The following is a 25277-nucleotide window of genomic DNA, read 5'->3' as shown; positions in this document are numbered from 1 at the left end:
AGCTAATGGCAGAGTAACAACCAACAACGCCCTTGCTGCAATCAACAAGGGCGTTGTTTACCAGATAACGTGAGCTGAATTAAGCGTCAGGCTGCATTTCTGTCGGCTCGGCGCTGACCTGCAGCTCAAACATACCACTGCCGCTAACAGCGAAGCCACGTGCAATAACGGTGTAGGTACCTGGTAAAAGCGCTTGCTCTATGCGTGAGTCAGTACCACTACCACCGTCATCATCACTATAAGAATCGCTTTCACCATAAAGCTCCAAGTACGTATCAAAATCAGTTGAACGCATATTTAGCGTCACTAGCGAGCTTTCTTCTAAGGTGAGTTCATAAGTCAAAGGCTCGCCGCTATACCAGCCATTAAGCGTTTCATTCGGCGTTAACTCACCTTCATTACGTAACTCTACACCGTCCGGTAGTTCACGTGGTTCTACCGAAAGCGTGAACAAACCGCTATCAGAGCCATATGCCGTACGGGCTGTTAACTGATAACTACCTGGCGCTAAGAAATCGGCAATACTGGCGTCCAGGTTACCGGCACTGTCGTCATCTTCGCGGAAATAACCATTAGGCCCTTCCAACACTAGGTAAGCATCAATATCGCTTGAACGCATATCGATTTGATACATACCGGCGTCTTCGATTTCAAGCTGATAACTCAGCTCCTGCCCACTAAACCAACCGCTCAATGTATCATTGGGCATAACGGTACCATCGTTGCGTAGCTCGCCATCACCTGGTAATTCGCGCGGTTCGGCAGTCAACGTAAATAGGCCACTGCCTTCACCGAAGGCCGAACGTGCGATGATGGTGTAATCACCAGGAGCAAGAAAATCTGAAATCCGTGCGTTTAAGTTGCCAGCGCCGTCATCATCTTCTCGGTAGTAGTTGTTAGGGCCAGATAACTCTAAATACGCGTCAAATTCATCAGCACGCATCTCGATTTGATACATGCCAGCTTCTTCGACAGTGAACGTTACTTCCCGCGACGAGCCATCTAACCAGCTATCCACCGGCGTACCAACAACCAGCGTGTCAGAGTCGCTCAGTTCAATCGTGCGGCTATTAATAGTGAATGGACCATAGCTACGCGCATCTGCACCGCTGACGATCACCACGTATTCACCACCTTCCTCAACATGGTGGCGCACGGCTTCTGCGCTCTCTAGCAGTTGCAGCTGGTCGTCATAAAGAGCCACTAACCCCTGCAACGCTCCGCTAAGAGAAATTTCAACTAATGTGTCCTCTTCAAGGCTAATGGCATAGCGTAAATAGCGGCTACCATCATTACCATTTAGCTCACCTGACGAGGTAAGTTCCCCCCGTGTGCGCTCGCCTAGCGTGATGCTATCGAGACCAGCTAATGCTTGGGAAACCTGTCCCTGTTCCGCGCTAGTAGATTCTTCAGCGACTGCCGTTGCTGTAAAAAAGGGCGCTGTCTGGGCAGCTAAAAAACCAGCAGCAACCCCGCCTGCAGCAACCAAAATCAGCGTTAGAGAAGAGGACTTGGCCATAGGTGCATCCTTGTTCATTGGCTAAAATTTAAAACTGAGCGTGTGCTAATTATATGGTGCTTACCTGATTAAAGTGAGCGTTTATCTGAAATTTACATTAGACCTAAAATACTGCCTAGTTATAACAGACACACTTTGTTAACTTGCTGAATTGCAACGATACTAAATAAAGTTGCAAAAATTCATAATTTAGAAGCCAATTGCGCCGATCTTCGTAAAGCTTGCCGTATCAAAAGGAGCACGTTACTATCAAAAGATATGTTCGGTAACACACCGACATGGACAGAATTTGCACTAGGTAAACTGAGGCACTCCAATGGGAGCATCTAAACGTTTCATCCGAACGAGTTGTGCCGCGGCATTACTCATCTTCTTTACTGCTAGTCATGCATTTGCCATTGATATCGAAATTCGTGAAGGAGTTGCTTCCTTCTATAGTGACCGTTTTCAGGGTTCTCCCACCGCCAGTGGTGAACCATTCGACCAACAGGCCCTGACGGCAGCCCATCCAACGCTTCCTTTTGGCACCAAAGTGCTGGTAACTCGCCCTGATACCGGCCAGGAAGTTGAAGTCTTGATTAATGATCGCGGCCCCTTTGTTAAAGGCAGAATTATTGATCTTTCAAAACGGGCAGCTCGTCAACTCGGCATGATTCGACGTGGCGTTGCGCCCGTCATGATTACCCTGGTCGATTAACGGATAACACACCCGCAAGCGTGTGATACCCCTTAAACAAACAGTGTAGAAGAATTGGAGTAATTGAGAGCGGCTCACAAGAGCCGCTCTTTTTATTGCGCTGAAAAATTATCTTTTAGCGAACTTGAAAGCACGCTAACGGTCTCTATGCTGCAAGGAGATTTTCTAAATCACACATGCAGGAGGCGCCCATGCAATCTCGCTTTTTTACGTTAACCCATTACCCCACTGGCTTACCTAAGCGCGAATTTTTTTCGCTAGAAAGCCAGGAACTCCCTGACCTTGGCGAAGGTGAAGTGAGAATTCGCAATCGCTGGCTATCCGTTGACCCTTACATGCGCGGTCGGATGACAGGGTTGCGCACCTATGTAGCACCTTTCGAATTGGGCAAACCAATGGAGGGCGGCGCAATTGGCGAGGTCATTGCGTCTAACCACCCAAAAATTAAGGCAGGCGAAAAAGTCAGCCACATGGGCGGTTGGCGTGATATCGCACAGGTGCCGGGTGATAGTGTCACCGCGCTTCCTAACAGTGACGTGCCTGAACAAGCCTATTTAGGCGTGTTAGGCATGCCAGGAATGACCGCATGGACAGGTTTGAACCTTATTGCCGAATGCAAACCTAGCGATAACGTACTAGTAAGCGCTGCCAGCGGTGCCGTGGGTTCGCTTGCTGTACAGCTGGCTAAAGCAAAAGGTTGCCACGTAGTTGGCATTGCTGGGGCTGCTCATAAGCTTGCGTGGCTTGAATCACTGGGTGTTGAGCCGGTTAGCTATAAAGACCGTAGCGCCCAGGAGCTAAGCGACGCGATTAAGCTTGCTAGCCCTAATGGCATTGATGTGTATTTTGAGAATGTTGGTGGTGTCTGCCTAGAAGCCGCATTAAGTCAGCTTAATGACGGTGCGCGCATTGCTGTATGTGGCATGATCGACAGCTATAACGCCGAAAAACCAGCGCCAGGGCCAAGCAACCTTTCACAGCTGGTCGTACGTAAAGCGAAAATGCAGGGCTTTATTGTCGCCGACCACTGGTCCAGCTACCGCTATTTCCTCAACGAAGTCGCTCCCCAGGTAGCACAGGGTAAAATCGTTTATAAAGAAACTGTCAAAGAGGGGTTGGAAAGCACACCCGATGCCTTCCTAGCACTTTTTGAAGGCGGAAACACCGGCAAAATGCTGGTTAAACTCACTGATTAGCCAATACTTGCGTTAAGTTAAAATACTTCCATTCTCCCCTCTCCATCAACAAGCCGCGCTATGGTAACTAGCGCGGCTTGTTAGTTCATGCCAGTCCTTAGCCAGCAAACAATTAGACCAAAAGCGAATTGACTATTAATATTGCTAATAAGTGGCGCGTGTTTTAACCCATTATTACTGCCAATGGGTTAGGGCACGCAGTAAATTCGTCGCTTTGCTAATGTCACCAAGCGACCTCAATGCACTGTTAATAGAGGCTTTCTCATGGATGAATACACGCGTGCCCGCAATAAGTGGCCAGCGCTACTGCTCGGCCTATTATTCGCGATAGCTGGTATTGCATTAACCATCGGCGGCGCCAGGCTGCTTAGCCTGGGCGGTAGTGCTTACTATATCATCGCTGGGGTGAGTGTTTTTATTGTTGGTGTACTGCTGGCTATGCGCAAAGGTGCTGCGCTATGGCTGTATGCGCTGACTCTTTTCGCCACGCTCGTTTGGGCGCTTTGGGAGGTGGGACTCGACTGGTGGCAGCTGGTTCCCAGGGTTGCCATTGTCTGTTTAATTGGCATTATTTTACTGCTTCCCTGGTGGCGAAAACCGCTACATTCACGCGGCGGCAGCCTAGCGCTGGCGGCAAGCATTGCAGCATCGATTATTGTGGCCATTGCTAGCCAATTTAGCTATCCAGGCACGATAAAAGGCACAATTGAATCGGCCAATAACGCTGCCGAAGCAAATCCCGCACAGGTTGCAGACAGTGACTGGCCCGCTTACGGCGGCACCAATGCAGGCACGCATTATTCCTCGCTAAGCCAGATTACTCCCGACAATATAGGCGAACTGGAAGAGGTATGGCGAATTCAAACCGGTGATGAACCCGGCCCTAATGCACCGCCTGAAATCACCAACCAAAACACGCCGCTAAAGGTCAACGATAGCCTTTATATTTGTACATCACACAGCCGTGCGATGGCATTGTCGCCCGAAACTGGCGAAACCCTATGGGAGTTTGATCCTAATATTAGCACCATGGGCGCAGAGGACTTTTCCGGATGGGCGCATATGACCTGCCGGGGCTTGGCGTATTACGATGCGGCTAACTATTCCAGCAGTGCTGAAGATTCCACCATCGATAAAGCAGCACTGTATGCCGATGGCAGTCAGTTTGAACTCGACCTAACCTTCTCGCTCACCTCTGAAGAAGAGCCCACTTCTGAGCTACTGAGCGTCACCGACGTCATGTGCCCGCGCAGGCTTTATCTGCCCACCGCGGATGCCCGCCTAATTGCGCTTAACGCTGATACCGGCGAGCGTTGTGAAAGTTTTGGCGTAAATGGTGAAATCGACCTGACTAATAATATTGGCGAATTCAGCCCAGGAGGCTACTACTCGACATCGCCTGCTACGGTCACTGAAAATTTGGTAATTTTAGGTGGTCATGTTACCGACAACAGCTCAACCGACGAACCCTCTGGCGTTATACGAGCGTTTGATGTGCATACTGGTGAGCTGGTATGGAACTGGGACAGTGGAAACCCTGAAGACACCACCCCGCTAGAAGAGGGAGAAACTTATACCCGCGGCTCACCCAACGTATGGGCGCCGATCAGCGCTGATGAAGCGCTCGGCCTCGTTTATCTCCCCATGGGTAATGCCACACCCGACCAGTACGGGGCTAACCGCTCTGAAAATGATGAGACCTATAGTGCCGGGCTAGTGGCGCTTAACCTGGACGACGGCCAAGTGGCCTGGGTGTACCAGTTTGTGCATCACGACTTATGGGACATGGACACGCCCGCACAACCCGTATTGATTGACTTAGCGACGACAAACGGCACCCAACCAGCCGTCATTCAACCAACTAAGCAGGGCAGCCTGTACGTGTTAAACCGTGAAACCGGCGAGCCGATTGTGCCCATCGAAGAAGTGCCCGCCCCACAGGGAGCTGTTGAAGGCGATTGGACAGCCGAAACTCAGCCTCGCTCAGCGCTGAATTTACTGCCACCGCCACTTACCGAGCGCGACATGTGGGGCGCATCACCCTTTGATCAGATGATGTGTCGCATCCAGTTCCGCTCGCTGCGCTATGAAGGCCAGTACACACCGCCTTCACTGCAAGGCAGCATTGTCTATCCTGGCAACGTTGGCGTGATGAACTGGGGAGGCGTAGCGGTAGACCCCGAACGCCAAGCACTATTTACCGGCGCGAAGTACTTGGCGTTTGTTTCCAAACTGATCCCACGCGATGAAGTTGAAGAGAGCCAAGGATCAGCTAGCGAGCAAGGCTTACAGCCCAACACAGGCGCACCTTATGCCGTCGAACTCGGCCCACTACTGTCAGTACTCGGCCTTCCCTGCCAAGCGCCCTCTTGGGGTGATGTAGCAGGAATCGACCTGCAAAGTAACGAGGTTGTGTGGAAGCACCGCAATGGCACCACCCGCGACAGCATGCCCTTTGACCTACCCATCGCATTAAATGTCGGGGTACCCGCTTTAGGCGGCCCACTGACCACAGCGGGGGGCGTCTCATTCTTAAGCGGCACCCTGGATCAATATCTGCGCGGCTACGACATCACCACTGGCGAAGAGCTTTATAAAGCGCGATTGCCCGCTGGTGGCCAAGCAACGCCGATGACCTACACCGGTGCAGACGGCCGCCAGTATGTGGTCGTTACCGCTGGTGGTCACGGCACCTTCGGCACTAAAGTGGGTGACTATGTGATTGGCTATGCTTTGCCGGAATAGCCATCACTTAGCGTGATGACGAACGAGAACGGGCGACTCAATGAGCCGCCCGTTTTTTTGCTAGGCAGCCTCTGATTAAAAACTCAGCTCAACGCCGCCATACACACTTCGCCCTGGCGCTGGCTCGTAAAAGCGGCCAAACGTGCCGTTTAAGCGCACATTGGCGTAGTGTTCTTTATCAAGTAGATTGCGCAGACCAAGATAAGCGCTTAGCCGCGTATCCTCGCTTAGCTGCCAGCCATCGCCTACCCGTAGGTTAAGCAGCCAATAGCTATCTACTTCCGTCGCATTAGCGTTATCCGCCACTAAATCACCGATGTATTCGGTTTCCAACGTGGCAAAACGCTGATCAAGGTTTTCCCAGGTTAATTGATTGACCCACGTCTGCTCTGGCAGCCCAGGGATCCGGTTGCCATCAAAACGCTCGCTAGGTGTTGCAAACTTATCGAATTCATAACGCGCGAGAGTTAAAGCGCTATCCAGACGCCATTGGTCGGCAAGCTGCCAACCCAGCGCTAGCTCAAGACCATCGCGCTGGGTGTCAGCTGCATTCTGATAGAAAGTACGGCCACCTTCATCATAGGGCACCAGCTCATCACGAACGCGGACCGAAAATAGCGCAAGATCGTAATCCATTGCCAATGGCTCAATATAGCCACGCAAGCCTATTTCGCGGTTCCATGCTTTCTGCGGTTCAACGGCAGGATTAAAACCACCGCCAGACGGGTTGGCAAACTCAGCAAACGTAGGTGTCTCGAACGCGGTACTAGTATCAATATACGCTTGGTGCTGCGGGCGGTAACGGTAGCTTAATCCCGCCGAGCCACTCCATTCGTTAAAGGTACGTTTTCCACTTTGATCGCCGTCAGCAAGAAACGTATCGTCAACATCTAGCGCCACCTGATCAAAACGCGCACCCAATGAGAGCGTGACCTGTTCCGAGAGCGCTAAATCTCCTTGGGCAAACACGCCAGCGGACGTCGCAGTTTGAGTTTCATCCGCTAACTGCTCGCCAACAACCCCCTGGGCATCGACATCATTACGAAAACGTTCATCTTCTTGGCGAGCCACATCAACGCCTACAATATAGCTAAGCGGCAGGCTCCCTAACGCTACCTCCTGATGGTATTCAGCGCTTGCGCCCATATAGTCACGCTGATAACCCAAACGACTACTGCCCACAAATGGGAGCTGCTGTTCAAAGTCACGCTGAGCAATAAAGCTTTTAAGATACAGTTCGCCATCACCTGCAGCTAAGTCTTCGTACTGCAAGCCAAGCATCTGCTGATCAACGCTTTGTCCTGCATCCAGCGCGATTGAATTGGGCGCTGCTTGATCACGCCCAGCGGCGACTTCACGGGCATTAAGTGCACCGGGATCTTCCGAACGGGGGTTCTCCAGTAAATTAATAATCGCGGTAACCGCACGCTCACTGCCTAATTCTCGACGTATTTTGGCATTCAGCAAATACTTCTCGGTTGAGCTTTGTTCGCGATAGCCATCAACATTAAGCGCCGTCAGACTAATATGGTGCGACCAATCGCCCTGGACACCACCATTTTGCAGCGCCACTTTTTGATAGCCATCGCTACCTGCACCCATCCGCAGCCGTGTACCAGGATTATCACGCCCATCGGCAGTAGTCACATCAATCACTCCGCCAGCCGCGTTGCCATAAAGCACTGAAGACGGCCCGCGGATCACCTCAATGCGCTCGGCACTATCTAAATCAATGGCATCCAACTGTGCCTGTCCATCCGGAAGCGTATAAGGAATACCATCCACCATGATGGTTATCCCACGCACCCCAAAGGGCGCACGCGCGCCAAAGCCGCGAATAGCAATTCGCTGCCCTTGAGCGAAATTATCGCGGTTTTGCAAAAACACTCCTGGCACGCGGTTAAGCGCCTCATCCAACCTCACACGCTGCTGACCTTGGGCAATCTCTTCGCCCTCTAAAGTAGAAACTGCCGCAGGCGTGGCATATAGCTCGCGGGCTAAACGCGGGGCACTTACTTCTACGGTAGGCAGCACTGCGTCCTCCCCTGCGGGTAATTGCGCCCAAACAGGTGGCGCTAAAACAGCGCTCATAAGTAGCAGTGACGGCGTTAAATAATAACTCATGGCGTCCCTTCTAAACTGAAGTCGATGGGCTTTCTAGCTCTATACATTAAGTAAATATATCTTAAGTACATGAACGATAGCGCAACCATGGAGTCGTACCTAGGTGAAGTTGCACCTAGATCGTATTGATTCGCTAAATCTAATTATTGTGACTACGCTAGAACCAGCAGTTGCAAGACACTGTTGTTAAAGATCCCATATTAAAGAATCTGTGCTAACAACCCGTATTGAAACCGTGATTGATATCTATGCTGTTGATATCTATATGCTTGATATATAAGCACTAACATGTTTCTGTTAATACATAAACTGTGTAAGCAAAGGAGGCTGCATGGCGTTTACCGCAACTGACCCGATCAAGATGATCTTTGCCGTTATTCTGCCCCCACTAGGGGTGTTTTTTGAGGTCGGTTTCAAAGGACATTTCTGGCTGAACATTATTCTGACGCTGTTTGGCTTTGTACCCGGCATCATCCACGCCTTCTATGTCATATTGAAACATTAGACATATTGAAACATTAGACACATTGAAACCCTGGTGCTCTTTTTTGCACCGATTTAACAAACACCGCCTTGTCGAGCACAAGGCGGTGTTTGTCTTTATTGGCCATACGTTTATCACCGAACCTTGCCAGCCAATAAAAACCCTGTCCTTCAAAACTCGGCTCTGACGTTATGCATGCAAACGGCGATGCAAGGCATGGACTTGCTCATCCAGCCCAGGCACTGGGCCATCAACAGCCAAATCGGGCACCACCTCATTAATCGATAGCGGAGCGACAGGCGGTGGCGCTACGCCAAGTTCAGCCAGCCATGCACCCAACTGTTCAGAAGAACTGACATAAACGATACGACCTAGCCCTACCCAGCCATGGGCCGCCGCACACATTGGGCAATGCTCTCCTGAAGTGTAAACAGTTGCTTTCATACGCTCTTCAGGCGTCATATGATTCGCTGCCCAGCGGGCCAGGGCAAACTCTGGGTGCTGAGTAGAATCTCCATCGGCAATGCGATTTCGATCCTCGGCCAGTATCTTGCCTTCATCACTTACCAGCACGCTACCAAATGGCTCATCCCCCGCGTTTAAAGCCTCTTCTGCCAAGGCCACAGCGCGCTTTAGGTAGGCCAGTTCATAGTCGGCAACCATAGGATTCTCCTTGTATTGATAATGTGCCGTAGCACCAGAATTACCGCTTCAACGACGCCCTGCTAAAGATACTACTTTTAATAATAAATATTAGACTGACTCGCCATATAGCCCCCAACTCACAGGAGCATCATCGTGAATAGCCTCAACCCTAGCAAACTTCTCAACAGCAAATGGACTGCCACTCAGCCTCGCCATAAAGAGAAACACTTTATCGTCACAAAACTCCTGCGCAATGAAGAAGAGCAGGTTGTGGAAGTAGTCATTGAAGCTATTCATTCCAACCGTGAGATCATTCTTGCATGGCAAGATTTAAAAGACGCTAGCACATGGAAAATGGGGTGGAAGTAGCCCGTACCATGACACCGCTTCTAGAAAATATTCATAAAAGGCTTTGACCCGAAGGAAAAATCATGTCACTGTAGCGTCAGTTGGTTAGCAAGCAGCATGGTTTCAGAAGTGTACGATCTATTTCGGCAGCCTGATATTGTATTCCTTGTTTCACCCGCTACTTTTCATCTGGGTAATACCAGGAATTTTATTACGGCGCATTAGCGCGAAAGGATCTACATCATGGCAACTGGCACAGTTAAATGGTTTAACGACACTAAAGGTTTTGGTTTCATCGCTCCTTCTGACGGCGGCGACGACCTTTTTGCTCATTTCTCTGAAATTCAGTCTGACGGTTTCAAAACCCTTCAAGAAGGTGCTAACGTTTCTTTTGACGTTACCCAGGGTAAGAAAGGCCTTCAGGCTTCTAACATCAAGCAAATGTCCTAAGCCTTAACGGTTTAAGAATTTGCTCGAACCTTAACCGGTTCAGATAACAAGGCCCGCTTATGCGGGCCTTGTTGCGTTCATGGGTTAAGAATAAAAGAGAGTGACATTGAGACAGTACTTGAAAAAGTACTTGAAAAAGTACTTGAAAAAGTACTTGAGAATGTAATTGAAAGAGTAATTGAGAGAGTGCGATTAGATTTTTTACACTCTCTTTTTTGCTACCCTTCTTATGCCCGCCCCTTATGACCGCTCATATATCATTAGCCTGGCATCCACCGTCAGCGTTAACGCCTCCAGCGCCGCTGCACGTGCTCGGCCTTCCTGACTGGCGCGGTATAGATGTGGCGTCATCGCTAATAAATCACCAATCGAATCTTGCCCTTCCAACGCTATTTGATAGCTAAGTGATTCCGTCTGCAACTGAACAAAGCCCTCCGGCACCTTCCGTTCGCTTGTCGCGTCTGGCTTAAGCGTGGGATAAATCACCTCTCGCAGCTCACGCAAGTGCCCTGCCCATGCTTCAACCTGTACCAACAGGCCACCCGGCTTTAATACCCGCGCAAATTCGTGATGCACTGGAAAGCCAAACATACATAGCACACTATCGAGCGTTGCCGTTTGCACTGGCAAGTGAGCATTACTACCAACGACCCAACTACAATGCGGCATTTTTTTATCGTCTTGCTTGGCTGCCGCCAGCACTGCCCATTTGGAAATATCTAATCCCACCAGTGACAGTGGCCGCGAATTCAATGCAGCACGGGATAGCTCACGCAAGTAATAGCCTTCACCGCAGCCAGCATCCAGGCAGCCAAACGAGCTGGCAGACCGAACCTCAGCATGGCTTAACAGATGTTTGCTTACGGCCTGAGCAATAGGCTGATAATAACCAGCCTCAAGAAAACGCTGCCTTGCCGCCACCATCGGCTTACTGTCGCCGGGGTCGGTGGAACGCTTTTGCTGCACTGGAAGCAAGTTGACGTAACCTTGCTTGGCAACATCAAAGCTGTGCCCAGCAGCGCAGCGCCAAGCACTGCCTGCCAGATGAAGCGGCTCACCATCTAGCGGACAGGCCAGCGCTTGAAAAGGAGTGCTATTCATAACAATGTAAGCTCATAAGATGTGTACTTTTAAGGTATTCGGTAATAAAAACAGTTTTTATAGACTTTTAGTTTGCTGGTACGACCCGCGAGCAACATCTTTAAACAGCGTTGACTGCCATTGCCGAACAGCCAGTACCGAGGTAGTGCCAAAGCGCTGATGAATGGGCAACCCGCTTTCCCGTTCACACAGGGCGTGAAATTCTTTCGCCAGCCGCTGCATCGTTTGCTGCCATTCCGCATTGCCCGCATGGGAAAGCAAGCCATTCAGTACCATCAGCTTTTCGCCGTCACTATCGAAATGGGAGTGAAAAAACTCCGTGGCAATATATTGCTGGAAAAAACGTTGAATAGGCCCCCCAGGGCGCCAGCGAAAATTCGCGGCCACACGCCGCCGGATTCGATTACCCGGCAACAGGTCAATCAACTTTAGTCGCTCTAGCGCCAGCAGCTGGCGAGTACACTGCGCCTCGCTGAGCTGGTACTGATGATGAATTTCATCAAACCGATAGCCGTTAATCACACACACAGCGACCAAAAACAGCTCACGGTCATCGACAATGCTCTGCTCTTGCGCCTGGGTTAGCTCCTGTAAACGATGCGCTTCTTCTTGCATGGCTTGCACCAGCTCGGAAAATTCCAGGTTAAGCTGGTCGCAAATGCACTCTAACCGCTCTAAGGTGATGTGCTGTTCAGCGAACAGTCGCTTGACCGAGGCCTCGCTTAACTCAAGCCATATCGCCACATCCGCATAGGTTTTACCCTGGGAACGCAGCTGACGCTTTAAGGTATCGATAAGTGCTCTTGTCTGAGACACATGACCTCCAGACACATAAAGTAGCGTATAACGATACCTTAAAGCCCAAATAACACAACTTTAACCACCAGAGTTGCAACATTAGCTCCATTTACCGAAAGTGCCCTAACTTCTGGTTTACAAGGCGTCATTTCATGCAACCTTTACTACGCATCGCGGGCGTCTGGCCCTATCTGATTGCCATTTTCTTAAATGCCTTTGTGGATTTAGGGCATAAAATTGTTATTCAAAACACGATTTTTAAAAGCTACGACGGTGAAACCCAGGTGGTACTCACGGCACTGGTCAACGGGCTTATCCTTTTGCCGTTTATTTTACTCTTTAGCCCAGCAGGCCATGTGGCAGATAGCTACCCCAAAGTGCGTATTCTACGGGTTTCCGCCTGGGCCGCCGTTGCTGTTTCACTGGGCATCACCGCCGCTTACTACCAAGGCTGGTTTTGGCTGGCGTTTGCCATGACGCTGGTGCTGGCGATTCAGTCGGCCTTTTACTCCCCTGCCAAATATGGCTTGGTGAAAGGACTGTTTGGCAAGCCTCGCTTGGCAGAAGCTAATGGGCTTATCCAGGCCATCACCATTGGTGCCATTTTGGCGGGCACCGTGGCCTTTACCGCCTTGTTTGAAAGCTGGATTTTACCCAGCGCCCAAACACCCGGCGAGCTATTGCGCAGCATTGCACCGCTGGGCTGGCTGCTGGTATTGAACAGCGTCATCCAAGTGATGGCACTTTATCGCCTGAAGCTGGATAACACGCAGCCCTCGACGACCCCGCTCACTTGGCAACGCTATATCAAAGGCAGCGCACTGAAAGACAATTTGAGCATTCTTGGCCGCCAGCCGGTGCTACGGCTGTCAATCATCGGCCTTGCGACCTTCTGGTCGGTGGGCCAAGTGCTGCTCGCCGCATTTCCCGCCTATGCCAAAGACGCACTCAGCATTGATAACACCTTAGTGCTACAAGGGATTCTTGCCGCTAGCGGTATTGGGATTGCCCTGGGGTCATTACTGGCCAGCAAGCTGTCTCGTAACCGCATTGAAACCGGTTTAATTCCATTAGGTGCTGTCGGCGTTGCGGTTGGCCTGTGGTGCCTGCCACTGCTCACCACACCCATTAGCCAAGCGATGAACTTTGTGTTGATTGGCATGATGGGCGGGCTATTCATTGTACCGCTCAATGCACTGATTCAATTTCACGCGGCAGACCATGAGCTAGGCACTGTGCTGGCTGCCAACAACTGGATTCAGAACCTCTCCATGCTGGGCTTTCTGGCGCTCACTGCGCTGTTCGCCTTAGCAGGTGTGGATAGCCACTACCTGTTACTGATCGTGGCAAGCGTTGCCATGGTGGGCGGTGGTTACACCATTTTCAAACTGCCCCAAAGCCTGGTGCGCTTTCTACTCAGTTTTCTGCTAACCCGCCGCTACCGTGTCGATGTACATGGGCTCGAAAATTTACCCGCTCAAGGCGGCGTGCTACTGCTCGGCAACCATATCAGTTGGGTAGACTGGGCAATGGTGCAAATTGCTAGCCCCCGCCCCGTGCGCTTTGTCATGCTGAAAGATATTTATCAGCGCTGGTACTTACGTTGGTTTTTTAAGGCGCTGGGCTGTATTCCAATCGAACGGGGGGCTGGTGCCGATAATGCCTTAGCCGCCGTTGCCGAACAGCTGAATAGCGGTGAAGTGGTATGCCTGTTCCCCGAAGGCGCGATTAGTCGCAACGGCCAGTTAGGTGAGCTGCGCCGAGGCTACGAACGTGCCTGTAAGCTGGCAAACCCAGAGGTACGTATTGTGCCGTTTTACCTGCGCGGGCTGTGGGGCAGTCAGTTTTCACGCTCATCTAGCAAACTCAAAGAGCTGCGTAACGCGCCTCTCCATCGTTCAGTCGTCGTTGCATTTGGCAAGCCGCTGCCTAAAGACACCCCTGCGGACGTGCTTAAACGGCGCATCTTCGAACAAGCCACCAACTCGTGGCAACATGCTATTGATGAACTGCCCTCGCTGCCCGACGCCTGGATTCGTAGCGTGAAGCGTAACCTCGGCGCACAAGCACTCACCGACACCCTTAGCCCTCCGCTAACGACAGGCCAAGCGCTTACCGCCAGCCTGCTTATTGCAAAGCGTATTCACACGCTAACCCCAGAGCAAAACGTGGGCCTACTGCTGCCCAATAGCAGCGTGGGTGCACTGGCCACTATGGCAACCCTTCTCGCTGGAAAAACGCTGATCAACCTCAACTATCATGTTAACGACAGTTTCAATGACACTCCTAACGACAGCCAGAATAACGCCTCGAACAACACTCTATTGTCTGCGGCACTCACCCAAGCCAACATCGACACCGTGTTTACCTCGCGCCACTTTGTCGAAAAACTCCAGCAGCAAGGGCTAAACGTCAGTTCACAGCTGGCAAATACTCAGACGATTTACCTGGAAGACCTGCAAGCCGGTATCCACCGCCATGAACGCGTCAGCACTTGGCTTGCCGTTCGCCTGCTGCCTGCGTGGCTACTTCAGCGCCTTTACTGCCGTAGTAGAGATGCCGATACCACCGCCGCCATTGTGTTTTCAGGCAAAAGTGAAGGGCAACCTAAAGGCGTCATGCTGAGCCACCGCAACCTGATGGCCAATATCAAGCAGACCTCCGATGTGCTTAACACCCAACATGATGATGTGGTGTTGGGCTCGCTGCCTCTGTTTCATGCCTTTGGGCTCACCGTTACCCAGTTGATGCCACTTATCGAAGGCCTGCCGCTGGTCTGCCACGCTGACCCGAACGACACTCCTGGCATTGCCAGCGCTGTCGCCAAGCACAGAGCCACCCTGATGTTCGGTACATCAGACTTTCTACAGCGCTTAAATCACAACCCTAACGTGCACCCACTCATGCTGGAAAGCCTACGAGCAGTAGTTATTAGTGCTGATACCCTAAATGAAAATGCATGTAAGGAGTTTGCGCATAAATTCCATAAGCCTATATATACAGGCTATGGGGCAACTGAAACCGCTCCGGTGGCATCGGTCAACCTGCCGGATTCGTTGGGCGCTCATTACCAGAAAATACAGCAAGGCAGTAAAGCAGGCACTGTGGGCATGCCACTCCCCGGCACCAGCGTTAAGATCGTTGAGCCGGAAAGCTTTGCAGAACAGCCTACCGGAGAAGCAGGCATGATTTTGATCAGCGGCCCCCAATTGACGCAGGGCTACCTAAAAGACTCGAAACGCACCGCCGCCGCCATTAAAGAACTCGACGGTCAACGTTGGTTCGTCACCGGCGATAAAGGGTTTATCGACGAAGATGGATTTTTGACACTTTGTAACTAAACACTGAGCGATAGAACTGATAAAAGCAGCGGCACTTGCCGCTGCTTAATGTCTATTATTCAGACGGTTTTTCAGCAGAACTATCCGCTTCCCGCGAACGCTTACCGTGCCCTTCTCCGCGTGCAATATCTTCATGGCTGATAACCATGATTTCTCTTGGCCACCACTCTGGATGGTTATCGCGGATAAAGGCTAGCAGCTTCTCGCGCAGGTTCATCTCAGCGGTCCAGCCTGCCATGGGGTCAGATGTCATTAAATAGCAGGTGATGGTTTGGGCCGTTCCCGTTTGTGCCGTCACGTAACAGAGCAGCTTATGGTGTTCAACAACGTTCTCCTCCTCTTTGGCAAATTCGAGGAATTTATCTCTTAGCAATCCTATATCAGCACTTAGGTGAAGCGTCAGCACCAAGGATCGGTACAGCTTGGTGCTCTTCACTGACAAGTTATCGAAAGGCTTAGAAGTGAAGTAGGTGACAGGCACAATCAAGCGTCGTTCGTCCCATGATCTCAGTCGAATATAGGTATAAAAGATCCCTTCGACATAACACCACTCTCCTTCAAAGACCACCAAGTCGCCGATACGGATAGGCTTGGCAAGCGATAACTGAAACGAGGAAAGAATATTGCCAAGAACCGTTTGCCCCGCCACACCCACTAATACTGCCAATACGCTGGCAGATGCTAGAATAGACAAGCCAAGAGTTTCGAAAAGCTGAACTTGGCCTAGGATGTAGATAGATACACCGGTTACAGTGATCAGAATAATGGCGCGGCGCAATGCATATAGCGAGGTTAGCAGCCGTCGCTGATCTTTGGGCTTCGTGTCATCAATTTCCCCCACCAAGCGTCGCGTTAAACGCAGCATAATCGTATCGACAAAACGCAACGCAATAGTACCTGCACCCCAGGCCATAATAGAGATCAACAGCACGCGGAACGTTGTCGTCGCAATAGCGGAAAACGACACCACGTAGTCCAGCAGCATCTGCGTTACCAGCGACATAACAATCATCGCCATGGGCACGCCAATTTGATCGGCAAAAATAGTAGACACGCCAGAAGGCAGGATGCGAGCTACTAGCCCAACGAAGTAATAAGTGACCACTCCCACCGTACCAATGGCGATTAAAAAAATCGGGATTGCTAACCACTCCCAGATTTTTAGCATGCCAAACGATGCTTTTAATCGTTCGGGAATATAGCGTTCCAGCATTGAAGGTCCGTACTCTTCGTAGAGAGTCGGAATAAACGTCACGCTCTCTGGCATGACTAACCACACTGGATCTTCTTCACCCACGCGGTAGCGCCCCAGCCGAACATCGTAGGCTTGGTCGTCTGCGGTTAGGGCTGCTAGTTCAATATTGCGCTGCGGCTCTCCTGCCTGGGGGTTCTGCCCGGAAGGGTCTTCTATCACCGCGTCTTGACGGCCGGACATATTAGATGCATCCAACCACTCACCACGTTTTAATACCTCAGACAATTGTTTAGCAAGCTCGGCGCCCTGAGCCTGCTGTTCGCCTGGATCAATATCGTTGAGGTTAAGCAAATGCGCGGCTGCGGCGTAATCCTCGCTTTCGGTGAACGCTAAAAAGCTGCGAACCATTTCCCGTGGCGACATCCGCCCAACATCCTCAGGCACATCGCCTAGCCCTGTGTTAAGCGAATCAATGGCGAACCATCGCTTATCCTCGCTCTCATCTCCTTGAGTTTGCGCTGTGCAGACGCTGGAAAGCACCAAAGTGACAACCAACACAGCCCACACAGGCCACGAGCTGTTTTTTTTCATACCAACCTTGTCATTAAAATAAGTGAGCCAAACAACCAGCCACCAACTGGCGCAAAAACCGCCAGCCCTGCGTTGAACACAGTGCCTCCATGTCAGTGGTTGACCAAAGTACAGACTACGTTCTTCAATCAAGCAAGCACCTAGTGTTCCAGCACTGCAACTCTGCGTCTCAGATTCACTATCTATTAGTTGCTTCCCCTAATATTAGTTGCTTCCCTTAACGCGTACCCTTATTAACCAACAACGCACTCTGTGAGGAGAAACAATGAAAAAGTTAGTAGGTGTTACCAACGCACCGCACCCTCATTGGGTTGGTGACGGCTTTCCGGCGCGTTCGCTGTTCTCCTATGGCCCTCGTTCCGAGCAGTTAAGTCCTTTTTTGCTACTAGACTATGCTGGCCCCGCCGACTTTACTCCCACCACGCGGCCACGCGGTGTCGGGCAACACCCGCACCGAGGGTTTGAAACGGTCACGATTGTCTACCAAGGGGAAGTGGCGCACCGAGACTCGACGGGCAAAGGCGGCGTAATTGGCCCAGGCGACGTACAGTGGATGACGGCGGGAGCGGGCATTCTGCACGATGAGTTTCATTCGCCCGCGTTTACAGAGCAAGGCGGCACACTTGAGATGGTGCAGCTATGGGTAAACTTGCCTGCCAAAAACAAAATGGCTACGCCAGGCTATCAGGCAATTTTTAATGCCCAGATTCCTGTAGCAGCATTACCTGATCACGCAGGTAGCGTGCGCGTGATCGCCGGTAACTATATTGATGGCAACCGCGCCGCCCATTCGGGGCCAGCACAGACGTTTTCGCCGATGAACGTGTGGGATGTGCAGTTAAAAGAGGGCAGTAAAACCACGCTAACACAGCCAAGTGGGTGGACAACCCTGCTGGTCGTGCTAAAAGGCACGCTGCAAATCAATGGCGAAGGTGCAGTGGGCGAAGCACAAGTAGCCCAACTATCCCGCGATGGTGAAACCTTTACGCTTGACGCCAGTAGTGATGCCACCTTATTGCTGTTAAGCGGAGAACCGCTTAATGAGCCAGTGGTTGGTCACGGCCCGTTTGTCATGAACAGCGAACGTGAAATTATTGAAGCAATCGAAGACGTTAATCGTGGCCGCTTTGGCCAGATGCCAGCCTGATCGTCTTCGCTATTCATTGCGAAAGGTGGTGTTTTTAATTGCGAAAGGTGATGTTTTGCCAATACAGGTCTCACCTTTCCATCTCTCCTAAGCGATTTAGCGACTCATCATACAGTGCTACTAACAGCAGCTCGCCGTGATCGTTGGCTCGGAACTGACCGTAGCGGGCGGACTCAAAACGATCGGCGTGCCCTTCTTGGAAAAAAAACGCATCCGTAGCAAAACGTACATCTCCATGACGCAGTCGATAGCGTAAACGCCTTTCGTCATCGCCTAGCGGCGAGCCATCATCCAAACGCTGGAAGTGGGCAATGGAGAATTCATCCAAACGAACTACCACGCTGTCATTGGCTGCCGTTTGTATAGGGTTTTCAGCCACCTCTTTGTGGCGGTCAATTGCGCGCTGCACGCGAATACGATTAGCCAACGCAAAGCTGAGCGCCATGTAGTCGCCCTGCATTAACGAACGCGGATCAACGGGGGCAAGCTCCAAATAAACAATCTCACCTTCAGCTAAGTGATGCTCTTTTTGCCAAATGGCCCAGTTAACCACTGCTAGCACAACAGCAGTGGCAACAATGACTATCCAGCGGTTTCGCTTAACGCTACTGCTCATTAGCATCTCCTAGCGGCGCAGGCTTATGCACTGTTAGCCAGCGGTTTAGCAACCAATGCTTCAATATCCAGCGAATGATTAACAGAAACGCCCCCATTGCCAGCAACATGAGTGATTTCACCAACAGCGTCACGTCCAACCAATAGTAATAACTGCTAATCGCCATCAGTAACAGCAACACACCGCTTCCCATCAGCGGTCGATGGCCTATCGCAAACCCGAGCAGTAGCACCGCCACTCCAGCGCCAAGCCCTGGCACATAAACAGTCACCACCGCGACTAGCGCAACCGCGACATAAATCGCCAGGCGTTGTGCAATGGCAGGCTGAGAATGCTGACAAAATGCCTGATGAATAACGCTCACCAAGGCCAACGCCACCAACGCAGTGCCCAGCCAGCTGGCGAGCCATGGGCCGAGCCAGAGAGCGTCTGAATCGTAGATCCAGTTAAATTGGTTAGCGTACGCCACCCCCTGAAGCACCAACAGTCCCACTAACAGGCCAGCCCCCCATGCCTGAACAGCGCCTATGTGCCTAGGCCAACGATACTCATTCAACCAGAGCAGTGCCAGCACCAGCACCACTAAGCCAATCGCCACCGGTGCCAACCCATTGGTCGCCAGCGCCAACGTCAACGCTAAACTTGCTAAAAACGCCGACATACTGCGGTGAACTTGGCTAGGCATAATCAACGCCATCGCGCACTGTAGCGCCAGCAAACCCCACCATAGAGTTGCAGAAACGCCCCACATCTCGACCGCTGGCCAAGCCACTAATAATTGCCCAGCTAAACTAAACGCCAGCGCCATGTGTTCCAACACATCGCTTCGCGCTGCGCACAGTAGTGCAAATGCCCCGCCAATCAACAGGCTGCCTGCAATAAGGGAAGCCCCTGTGCTTTCCAGTACAAACACTACTGCCGTGGCAATAAAGCCCAACAGAAATAGCGCTGCTAACCAGCCGGAAAACGCCTGCAGAACCCTCACAAACCAGGGTGATTCCAGCGGCGTTGTTGATGAAGTCTCATTTAGTGAAATGCCAGCCCGAGTTAATCGCTGCGTTAACGTACTCCTAGGCTGACTCATAACGCCTCCTCAGCGTTTAAGCGTTTTAACCACGCCACCGCTGCCGCCCCCATGGCAAAGACAGCGCCTGCCAGCAATAGAAAGCTGCCTTCACTCCACTGGCTTTCCCATAGTACGTAACGTGCGAGCAGCCATATAACTACCGCAATCACCGATACGCAGCCACCGGCCAACATAAAAAGCTCAAGCCGCCACTGGCGATAAACGCCATATAGCACTGCCAACCAAACGGGGTATATCGCCACAATCGGTGTCAATGAATGCGTTTCCCCGCTCACCCACGCCATCATCAATAACGTCAGCGGCACGCCGCTACCCAGCGCCAGCAAGCAAATCGCCCAGCGGCCTGACCATTTACGCCGCTGCACGCCCCACTCCCACACTGTTTGTGCCACTAAGTTGATAAGCGCCAGCCCCCATAAGCCGGCGTTATCAGTAAAGAACACACTGCCTAAAATACCGCCCCAGGTGCTGCTATATAGCCACACTGATAGGTTTAAAAGCCCTAGCCACGCCACCCAAAGTGGATCAAAACGTGCTATCCACACCAGCGGCAAGGTAAGCAGCGCCCAGATGAAAAACAACTGCCATGGGTCAGCACCGGTTTGGTAAACCTGGCCCACCAGCGCTAGTAGTACTCCTATCAATAGAAACGCCGCGGTTAACGCCACGCGAAAAAGCATTACGCTTGTGCTGCCCCACACCGCGACGCCTGCCGCCAACACCAATGCGGCCTGCACTAATGCAAAGCGTGGCAGGCGGCCCATGTCCGACCAATTGAAAGCCACGAAGAACAGCACCGCGCAGGCCAGCGCCAAGCTACCCAGCCACAGCAGCAGTCGATCAATCAATAGCGCCCAAGCGTGGGGCGACGGATGCAGTTCTGCCACTTTAACCGCTAACGGCACTTGTTCAGGAGGTATCACCCCCTGCCCAATCAACGACATGAGTTTACGGCGTGTAGTCGTCATGGGCGCTCTCCTTGCTGAAACACACTTATTGAAATAAGGGGAGGCGTTAATGCAGACATCGCCCTATCGTTAGAGTCCCCGTGACACATTTGTGAACTTTGCGCGATACACTCTATATCACCCCGTGACACCCCCGTAATGGTGTACATCGAAGATAGTCTCGAATCTTCCGAACAATGAGTAGGAAAATATCACGAGTACCCAAGCGCCTAGAGCCATAAGGCGAAAGCACAAAAGAAGATAATGCGACTACCTATGACACGAAACGTATTGATTATTGAAGATAACCCGGGTATTGGTGAGCTCGTCCGCATGCATGTGGCCGAGCTTGGCATGAACCCTATTCTTTGCGAGCGCGGTGATTCCGGGCTTGCGCGTTTTCGTGAAGGGGGAATCGACCTTGTGGTTCTCGACCTGATGCTGCCCGGCCTGGACGGGCTGTCAATTTGCCGCGAAATCCGCGCTGGCCCAGGTTACGTTCCGGTACTGATGCTAACCGCTAAAAGTACGGAGCTGGATCGGGTTCTAGGCCTGGAAATGGGGGCGGATGATTACCTCACCAAGCCCTTCAGTGTGGCTGAACTATCGGCAAGGGTGAAAGCCTTGTTCCGACGCGTAGATGCCATGGCATCTTCCTCAGCCGCGGAACCCAGCCAGCAAGAATTAATCACCGATAGGCTGCGCATTGACCCGCTGCGTCGGCGGGTATTTATAAAAGACCAGCCTGTTGAACTCACTGCCCGAGAATTTGACCTGTTATGGCACTTTGCCACGCATCCCGGGCGGGTATTTAGCCGTGCCCAACTGCTTGATACCGTGTGGGGCTACAGCCACGAAGGTTACGAACATACCGTCAATACCCATATCAATCGCTTACGGGGCAAGATCGAAGCGGACCCCGCTGCCCCGGCGTTTATCCAAACCGTTTGGGGGGTGGGCTATCGCTTCCGCGAATAAGTTATGCTGAAAACACTCTATACTCGGCTAGCCTTAGGCTTATTTCTGTTATTGCTCGCCGTCGGCCTGCTATATACCTTCATCAGCCTCTATTCGCTGCGCGAATACAATGCTTCGGTCAATCAAGCGTTACACCAGAATCTAGCCAAAAATCTAGTATCAGACAGAAATCTGGTCAGCAACGGGCAACTTGATAGTAGCGCTCTAGAAGAACTATTCGCACTGTACATGGCAATTAATCCCAGCATCGAGATCTACCTGCTAGGGCTGGATGGCACCATCCTGTCTTATTCAGCAGACCCAGCGAAGATTAAACGCAAGCAAGTCTCGATGGCTCCCATACGCAGGCTAGTGGATGACATGAGCCTTTATCCGATACTTGGTGATGCCCCCCGCAGTCACGATCGGCAGAAAGTCTTTTCCGTTACCCCGGTGCCAACAGCAGACAACCCCGAAGGGTACCTCTATGTCGTTTTACGGGGTGAAGAGTACGACACGGCGGAAACCATGGCCCGTGGTGGCAAACTACTGGAAATGAGCGCCTGGGCGTTGCTAGTCAGCCTAACGGTGACGATGCTCGCAGGGCTGACTATTTTCCGCCTGCTGACTCGCCGCCTGAGATCATTAACACGCCGAGTGGAAGCGTTTGAAAACAGCGACATGAGCCAGCCCCGGCTCGATAGCAGATGGCACGACAAACAGTCCGTGGTGCGCGATGAGATCGATTATTTGGACGCTACCTTCGACGACATGGCCCATCGAATTGCCACCCAGATCGAACAGCTGACAGAAAAGGATACCCAACGCCGTCGCTTGATCGCCCAAGTATCCCACGACCTGCGAACCCCGCTTGCCTCCATGCAAGGCTATATCGAAAGCCTGAAATTAAGGCGTGATCGTCTCAGCCCCCAAGAACAGGATCGCTTTCTCGACATTGCCCTCAAAGAAGGCCGTCGGTTAAGCCGCTTAGTGGATGAGCTCTTCGAGCTTGCCGCCCTTGAGGCAAGAGAGAAACAGCCAGTACCTGAACCCTTCCCGCTAGCAGAACTGGTACATGACGTAGTGCAGAAGCACGATCAAACTGCAAGAGATAACCAATTAGCGCTAACGTTGAGCGGTAATCCAGCGTTACCCAGAGCCTACGCCGATCTTGCTATGACCGAACGCGTACTCGACAACTTGATCAGCAACGCCATTGCCTACAGCCCCGCTGGCGGCAACATCGACGTTGTGCTTAGTCAAACGGACGGCAAACCACAGGTTTGCGTACAAGACAGCGGCTCAGGCATCTCGGAACAGGACCTGCCGCATATCTTTGACCCGTTTTATCGTGGTGAGACCTCTGATGGCGCTGGCCATGCAGGATTAGGGCTGGCCATTGCACGCAGAATCATGACGCTTCAGGGCGGTGATATCAGTGTCGAGAACCTGGACACTGGCGGTGCATCCTTCTGCATACGGTTACCCACCGCCCCTCGCACTCTAACGTTATAAATACGTAATAACCTAGAGAGCTGGTTGTGATAAATCTGGTGCAAACTGGCTAGAGTCATCACACCCCTTCCCCATAGCGAGTGGAGACACCACATGCTTATAAAGATTGCCAAACCGAGTGATTTACACGAATCCGATGTAACACCGGAATCTATTTACCTCTCCCGACGGCGCTTTATGGGCGGCATGGCGGGTCTAGGCGCGGGGCTTGCCCTCTCCGGCCACGTCCGCGCCAACGAAGATTATTCTGATGTGCCGGAAGGCGATGCTCCAGTCTGGCTGAGGGAGAAAATTAGCAACACCCAGTGGCGAGCTATCACCCCAAACGACCCTGATAAAGATAAAATCGCCCCTTTTGACGATGCCAGCGGCTACAACAACTTTTTTGAGTTTGGCACCGATAAACGCGACCCTGCCCGCCATGCAGGCAGCCTGGAAACCCAGCCATGGAGCGTGGTAGTCGACGGTGAAGTGAATAACGGCGGGCGCTTTGCCCTAGAAGACTTCGCTAAGCCTTCGCAGTTTGAAGAGCGTATTTACCGTTTGCGCTGCGTAGAGGCGTGGTCAATGGTGATTCCCTGGCTTGGCATCCCCCTTGCGGAGGTAATTCGACGTGCCGACCCCACCAGCAAAGCCAAGTACGTGCGCTTTGAAACCCTAGTCGACCCAGAGCAGATGCGTGGCCAACGCTCTTCATTCTCGATCATCGATTGGCCTTACGTGGAAGGTTTGCGCTTAGATGAGGCCATGAATCCGCTGACACTGCTCGCCATGGGCATGTATGGCCGTGAATTGCCCAACCAGAACGGCGCGCCCTTGCGGCTGGTAGTGCCTTGGAAATATGGCTTCAAGAGCATTAAATCCATTGTGCGTATCTCACTGGTGGAAGAGCAGCCGGTCAACTCCTGGCAGCAAATCGCCGCTGATGAGTACGGCTTTTATGCCAATGTTAACCCAGAAGTTGACCATCCGCGTTGGAGCCAAGCCACCGAGCGACGTCTACCCAACAGCCTGTTTAATTCTAATACCATTGATACGCAGATGTTTAACGGCTATGCCGACGAGGTCGCCGAGCTCTATGCTGGCATGGATTTAAGGAAGTACTACTAATGGCAGCACCACGGGTATGGTTACTGTGGCGGATAGGCGTTTTCCTGGCGGCGCTCGCGCCGCTGGTGTTCTGGGGCTGGCAGGTAGCCAGTAACGCCGCTGGCCCCGAGCCAGGGAATTACCTGCTGCTGAACATCGGCATTGGCGGGCTATGTATGCTGCTCCTCACGCTGAGTCTTACGCCGCTCACTAAGTTCACCCGCTGGAAAGGCTTTGCATTGATCCGCCGTCAACTTGGTCTGTGGACACTCGCCTATGCCACCCTGCATATGCTCAGCTACGCGCTGTTTATTCTGGGGCTTAACTGGGCACTACTAGGTAGCGAGTTGATCAAACGGCCCTATATCATTGTTGGCATGATCGCACTGATCGGCCTTGCCGTATTAGGTGCTACCTCTAACCGCTGGTCAATTCGCCGCTTAGGCAAACGCTGGAAACCGCTACACAAATTTTCTTATGTCATTTTAGGCTTAGTGTTACTGCACTTTTTCTGGGTAGTACGTGCCGACATGCAAGAGTGGGCCATGTATGCCGCCATTGCCGCATTAGTCATGGCAACCCGCCTGCCGCCCGTCGCTCGCACACTACCAAAACTGCGCTACCGATTGAGTCGGTGAACATATCTCGGTAAAAGTTAAACGGCACGGCTAACATTAAGACACTC

21 protein-coding genes are annotated in these 25277 nt (G+C 51.9%); 12 read left to right on the top strand and 9 right to left on the bottom strand.

Translation table 11 applies throughout. The features are described from left to right. Nucleotides 1–79: 79 nt before the first annotated feature. Nucleotides 80–1519, bottom strand: a complete 1440-nt coding sequence (locus tag CR46_RS0102580) for a hypothetical protein (RefSeq protein ID WP_030069852.1) — start codon at nt 1517–1519, stop codon at nt 80–82. Nucleotides 1520–1835: 316 nt separating this feature from the next. Here CR46_RS0102580 and CR46_RS0102575 point away from each other — a divergent pair, with 316 nt between their 5' ends. The 3 genes from CR46_RS0102575 to CR46_RS0102565 all read left to right on the top strand — a co-directional run bounded on the left by CR46_RS0102575 (nt 1836) and on the right by CR46_RS0102565 (nt 6157). After that, entirely contained in the window at nt 1836–2216 is a 381-nt protein-coding gene (locus CR46_RS0102575; protein WP_009722293.1) for a septal ring lytic transglycosylase RlpA family protein, read from the top strand. 191 nt (nt 2217–2407) lie between these two features. Beyond that, nucleotides 2408–3412 (top strand): NADP-dependent oxidoreductase, encoded by a 1005-nt coding sequence (locus CR46_RS0102570; RefSeq protein WP_030069850.1) that lies wholly within the window; start codon nt 2408–2410, stop codon nt 3410–3412. Between the two features lie 264 nt (nt 3413–3676). Continuing rightward, on the top strand, nt 3677–6157 hold the full coding sequence (locus CR46_RS0102565) for a glucose/quinate/shikimate family membrane-bound PQQ-dependent dehydrogenase (protein ID WP_030069848.1): 2481 nt from the start codon (nt 3677–3679) through the stop codon (nt 6155–6157). Nucleotides 6158–6232: 75 nt separating this feature from the next. Here the strand turns inward: CR46_RS0102565 and CR46_RS0102560 are convergent, their stop codons facing one another. Beyond that, entirely contained in the window at nt 6233–8281 is a 2049-nt protein-coding gene (locus CR46_RS0102560; RefSeq protein ID WP_030069846.1) for a TonB-dependent receptor family protein, read from the bottom strand. A gap of 331 nt (nt 8282–8612) precedes the next feature. Between CR46_RS0102560 and CR46_RS18060 the strand changes: the two genes are divergently transcribed. Continuing rightward, nucleotides 8613–8786: a YqaE/Pmp3 family membrane protein gene (locus tag CR46_RS18060; RefSeq protein ID WP_009722289.1), complete on the top strand. Its 174-nt coding sequence runs from the start codon at nt 8613–8615 to the stop codon at nt 8784–8786. A 168-nt stretch (nt 8787–8954) separates the two neighbouring features. Here the strand turns inward: CR46_RS18060 and CR46_RS0102550 are convergent, their stop codons facing one another. Next, nucleotides 8955–9428 (bottom strand): nucleoside deaminase, encoded by a 474-nt coding sequence (locus CR46_RS0102550; RefSeq protein WP_030069844.1) that lies wholly within the window; start codon nt 9426–9428, stop codon nt 8955–8957. A 135-nt stretch (nt 9429–9563) separates the two neighbouring features. Between CR46_RS0102550 and CR46_RS0102545 the strand changes: the two genes are divergently transcribed. Together CR46_RS0102545 and CR46_RS0102540 are read left to right on the top strand one after the other, a co-directional pair. Further along, on the top strand, nt 9564–9779 hold the full coding sequence (locus CR46_RS0102545; protein WP_030069843.1) for a TIGR02450 family Trp-rich protein: 216 nt from the start codon (nt 9564–9566) through the stop codon (nt 9777–9779). Between the two features lie 222 nt (nt 9780–10001). Beyond that, nucleotides 10002–10208 carry a cold-shock protein gene (locus CR46_RS0102540; protein ID WP_009722287.1) on the top strand — a complete coding sequence of 69 codons (207 nt, stop codon included), beginning with the start codon at nt 10002–10004 and terminating at the stop codon, nt 10206–10208. A 240-nt stretch (nt 10209–10448) separates the two neighbouring features. Here CR46_RS0102540 and CR46_RS0102535 read toward each other — a convergent pair whose 3' ends face one another. Next, on the bottom strand, nt 10449–11309 hold the full coding sequence (locus CR46_RS0102535; RefSeq protein WP_030069842.1) for a putative RNA methyltransferase: 861 nt from the start codon (nt 11307–11309) through the stop codon (nt 10449–10451). A gap of 57 nt (nt 11310–11366) precedes the next feature. Beyond that, entirely contained in the window at nt 11367–12125 is a 759-nt protein-coding gene (locus CR46_RS0102530; protein WP_030069839.1) for a helix-turn-helix domain-containing protein, read from the bottom strand. Between the two features lie 134 nt (nt 12126–12259). Between CR46_RS0102530 and CR46_RS0102525 the strand changes: the two genes are divergently transcribed. Then, complete coding sequence (locus CR46_RS0102525; RefSeq protein WP_030069837.1) at nt 12260–15448, top strand: acyl-[ACP]--phospholipid O-acyltransferase; 3189 nt, start codon at nt 12260–12262, stop codon at nt 15446–15448. Between the two features lie 55 nt (nt 15449–15503). Here the strand turns inward: CR46_RS0102525 and CR46_RS0102520 are convergent, their stop codons facing one another. Next, nucleotides 15504–17234 carry a mechanosensitive ion channel family protein gene (locus CR46_RS0102520; protein ID WP_030069835.1) on the bottom strand — a complete coding sequence of 577 codons (1731 nt, stop codon included), beginning with the start codon at nt 17232–17234 and terminating at the stop codon, nt 15504–15506. Nucleotides 17235–17499: 265 nt separating this feature from the next. Between CR46_RS0102520 and CR46_RS0102510 the strand changes: the two genes are divergently transcribed. Beyond that, complete coding sequence (locus CR46_RS0102510) at nt 17500–18381, top strand: pirin family protein (RefSeq protein ID WP_030069833.1); 882 nt, start codon at nt 17500–17502, stop codon at nt 18379–18381. Between the two features lie 70 nt (nt 18382–18451). Here CR46_RS0102510 and CR46_RS0102505 read toward each other — a convergent pair whose 3' ends face one another. Genes CR46_RS0102505 through CR46_RS0102495 form a run of 3 tightly spaced genes read right to left on the bottom strand, consistent with a single transcriptional unit; the run spans nt 18452 to nt 21052 of the window. Next, on the bottom strand, nt 18452–18997 hold the full coding sequence (locus tag CR46_RS0102505) for a GDYXXLXY domain-containing protein (protein ID WP_030069831.1): 546 nt from the start codon (nt 18995–18997) through the stop codon (nt 18452–18454). Further along, complete coding sequence (locus tag CR46_RS0102500) at nt 18987–20081, bottom strand: DUF4401 domain-containing protein (RefSeq protein WP_030069828.1); 1095 nt, start codon at nt 20079–20081, stop codon at nt 18987–18989. Before CR46_RS0102500 ends, CR46_RS0102505 begins: the two co-directional genes overlap by 11 nt. Further along, nucleotides 20078–21052 (bottom strand): DUF2157 domain-containing protein, encoded by a 975-nt coding sequence (locus tag CR46_RS0102495; RefSeq protein WP_030069826.1) that lies wholly within the window; start codon nt 21050–21052, stop codon nt 20078–20080. Before CR46_RS0102495 ends, CR46_RS0102500 begins: the two co-directional genes overlap by 4 nt. A 255-nt stretch (nt 21053–21307) precedes the next feature. On the opposite strand from CR46_RS0102495, the gene CR46_RS0102490 reads away from it, so the two are divergent. From CR46_RS0102490 to msrQ, 4 genes are all read left to right on the top strand, one after another. Beyond that, nucleotides 21308–22009, top strand: coding sequence for a response regulator transcription factor (locus CR46_RS0102490; RefSeq protein ID WP_030069824.1), 702 nt, complete (start codon nt 21308–21310; stop codon nt 22007–22009). A gap of 3 nt (nt 22010–22012) precedes the next feature. Beyond that, nucleotides 22013–23503, top strand: a complete 1491-nt coding sequence (locus tag CR46_RS0102485; protein WP_030069822.1) for a sensor histidine kinase — start codon at nt 22013–22015, stop codon at nt 23501–23503. A 93-nt stretch (nt 23504–23596) separates the two neighbouring features. After that, nucleotides 23597–24613, top strand: coding sequence for a protein-methionine-sulfoxide reductase catalytic subunit MsrP (gene msrP / locus CR46_RS0102480; RefSeq protein WP_030069820.1), 1017 nt, complete (start codon nt 23597–23599; stop codon nt 24611–24613). Further along, nucleotides 24613–25230 (top strand): protein-methionine-sulfoxide reductase heme-binding subunit MsrQ, encoded by a 618-nt coding sequence (gene msrQ, locus CR46_RS0102475; protein WP_030069818.1) that lies wholly within the window; start codon nt 24613–24615, stop codon nt 25228–25230. The genes msrP and msrQ overlap by 1 nt, the downstream gene beginning before the upstream one ends. Nucleotides 25231–25277 lie beyond the last annotated feature (47 nt).

The sequence above is a fragment of the Vreelandella neptunia genome (genome assembly GCF_000712975.1).
GTDB lineage: Bacteria > Pseudomonadota > Gammaproteobacteria > Pseudomonadales > Halomonadaceae > Vreelandella > Vreelandella qaidamensis.
Note: the sequence above shows the minus strand (reverse complement) of the source record. Positions and strands in the feature narration are given on the sequence as shown.

What these genes read in the sequence shown, in the direction of transcription:
- CR46_RS0102580 (WP_030069852.1), bottom strand. Translation starts at nt 1,519, where the DNA reads ATGGCCAAGTCCTCTTCTCTAACGCTGATTTTGGTTGCTGCAGGCGGG.
- CR46_RS0102525 (WP_030069837.1), top strand. Translation starts at nt 12,260, where the DNA reads ATGCAACCTTTACTACGCATCGCGGGCGTCTGGCCCTATCTGATTGCC.
- CR46_RS0102505 (WP_030069831.1), bottom strand. Translation starts at nt 18,997, where the DNA reads ATGAGCAGTAGCGTTAAGCGAAACCGCTGGATAGTCATTGTTGCCACT.
- CR46_RS0102540 (WP_009722287.1), top strand. Translation starts at nt 10,002, where the DNA reads ATGGCAACTGGCACAGTTAAATGGTTTAACGACACTAAAGGTTTTGGT.
- CR46_RS0102485 (WP_030069822.1), top strand. Translation starts at nt 22,013, where the DNA reads ATGCTGAAAACACTCTATACTCGGCTAGCCTTAGGCTTATTTCTGTTA.
- msrP (WP_030069820.1), top strand. Translation starts at nt 23,597, where the DNA reads ATGCTTATAAAGATTGCCAAACCGAGTGATTTACACGAATCCGATGTA.
- CR46_RS0102565 (WP_030069848.1), top strand. Translation starts at nt 3,677, where the DNA reads ATGGATGAATACACGCGTGCCCGCAATAAGTGGCCAGCGCTACTGCTC.
- CR46_RS0102510 (WP_030069833.1), top strand. Translation starts at nt 17,500, where the DNA reads ATGAAAAAGTTAGTAGGTGTTACCAACGCACCGCACCCTCATTGGGTT.
- CR46_RS0102490 (WP_030069824.1), top strand. Translation starts at nt 21,308, where the DNA reads ATGACACGAAACGTATTGATTATTGAAGATAACCCGGGTATTGGTGAG.
- CR46_RS0102500 (WP_030069828.1), bottom strand. Translation starts at nt 20,081, where the DNA reads ATGAGTCAGCCTAGGAGTACGTTAACGCAGCGATTAACTCGGGCTGGC.
- CR46_RS0102560 (WP_030069846.1), bottom strand. Translation starts at nt 8,281, where the DNA reads ATGAGTTATTATTTAACGCCGTCACTGCTACTTATGAGCGCTGTTTTA.
- CR46_RS0102535 (WP_030069842.1), bottom strand. Translation starts at nt 11,309, where the DNA reads ATGAATAGCACTCCTTTTCAAGCGCTGGCCTGTCCGCTAGATGGTGAG.
- CR46_RS0102550 (WP_030069844.1), bottom strand. Translation starts at nt 9,428, where the DNA reads ATGGTTGCCGACTATGAACTGGCCTACCTAAAGCGCGCTGTGGCCTTG.
- CR46_RS0102495 (WP_030069826.1), bottom strand. Translation starts at nt 21,052, where the DNA reads ATGACGACTACACGCCGTAAACTCATGTCGTTGATTGGGCAGGGGGTG.
- CR46_RS0102520 (WP_030069835.1), bottom strand. Translation starts at nt 17,234, where the DNA reads ATGAAAAAAAACAGCTCGTGGCCTGTGTGGGCTGTGTTGGTTGTCACT.
- msrQ (WP_030069818.1), top strand. Translation starts at nt 24,613, where the DNA reads ATGGCAGCACCACGGGTATGGTTACTGTGGCGGATAGGCGTTTTCCTG.
- CR46_RS0102575 (WP_009722293.1), top strand. Translation starts at nt 1,836, where the DNA reads ATGGGAGCATCTAAACGTTTCATCCGAACGAGTTGTGCCGCGGCATTA.
- CR46_RS0102570 (WP_030069850.1), top strand. Translation starts at nt 2,408, where the DNA reads ATGCAATCTCGCTTTTTTACGTTAACCCATTACCCCACTGGCTTACCT.
- CR46_RS18060 (WP_009722289.1), top strand. Translation starts at nt 8,613, where the DNA reads ATGGCGTTTACCGCAACTGACCCGATCAAGATGATCTTTGCCGTTATT.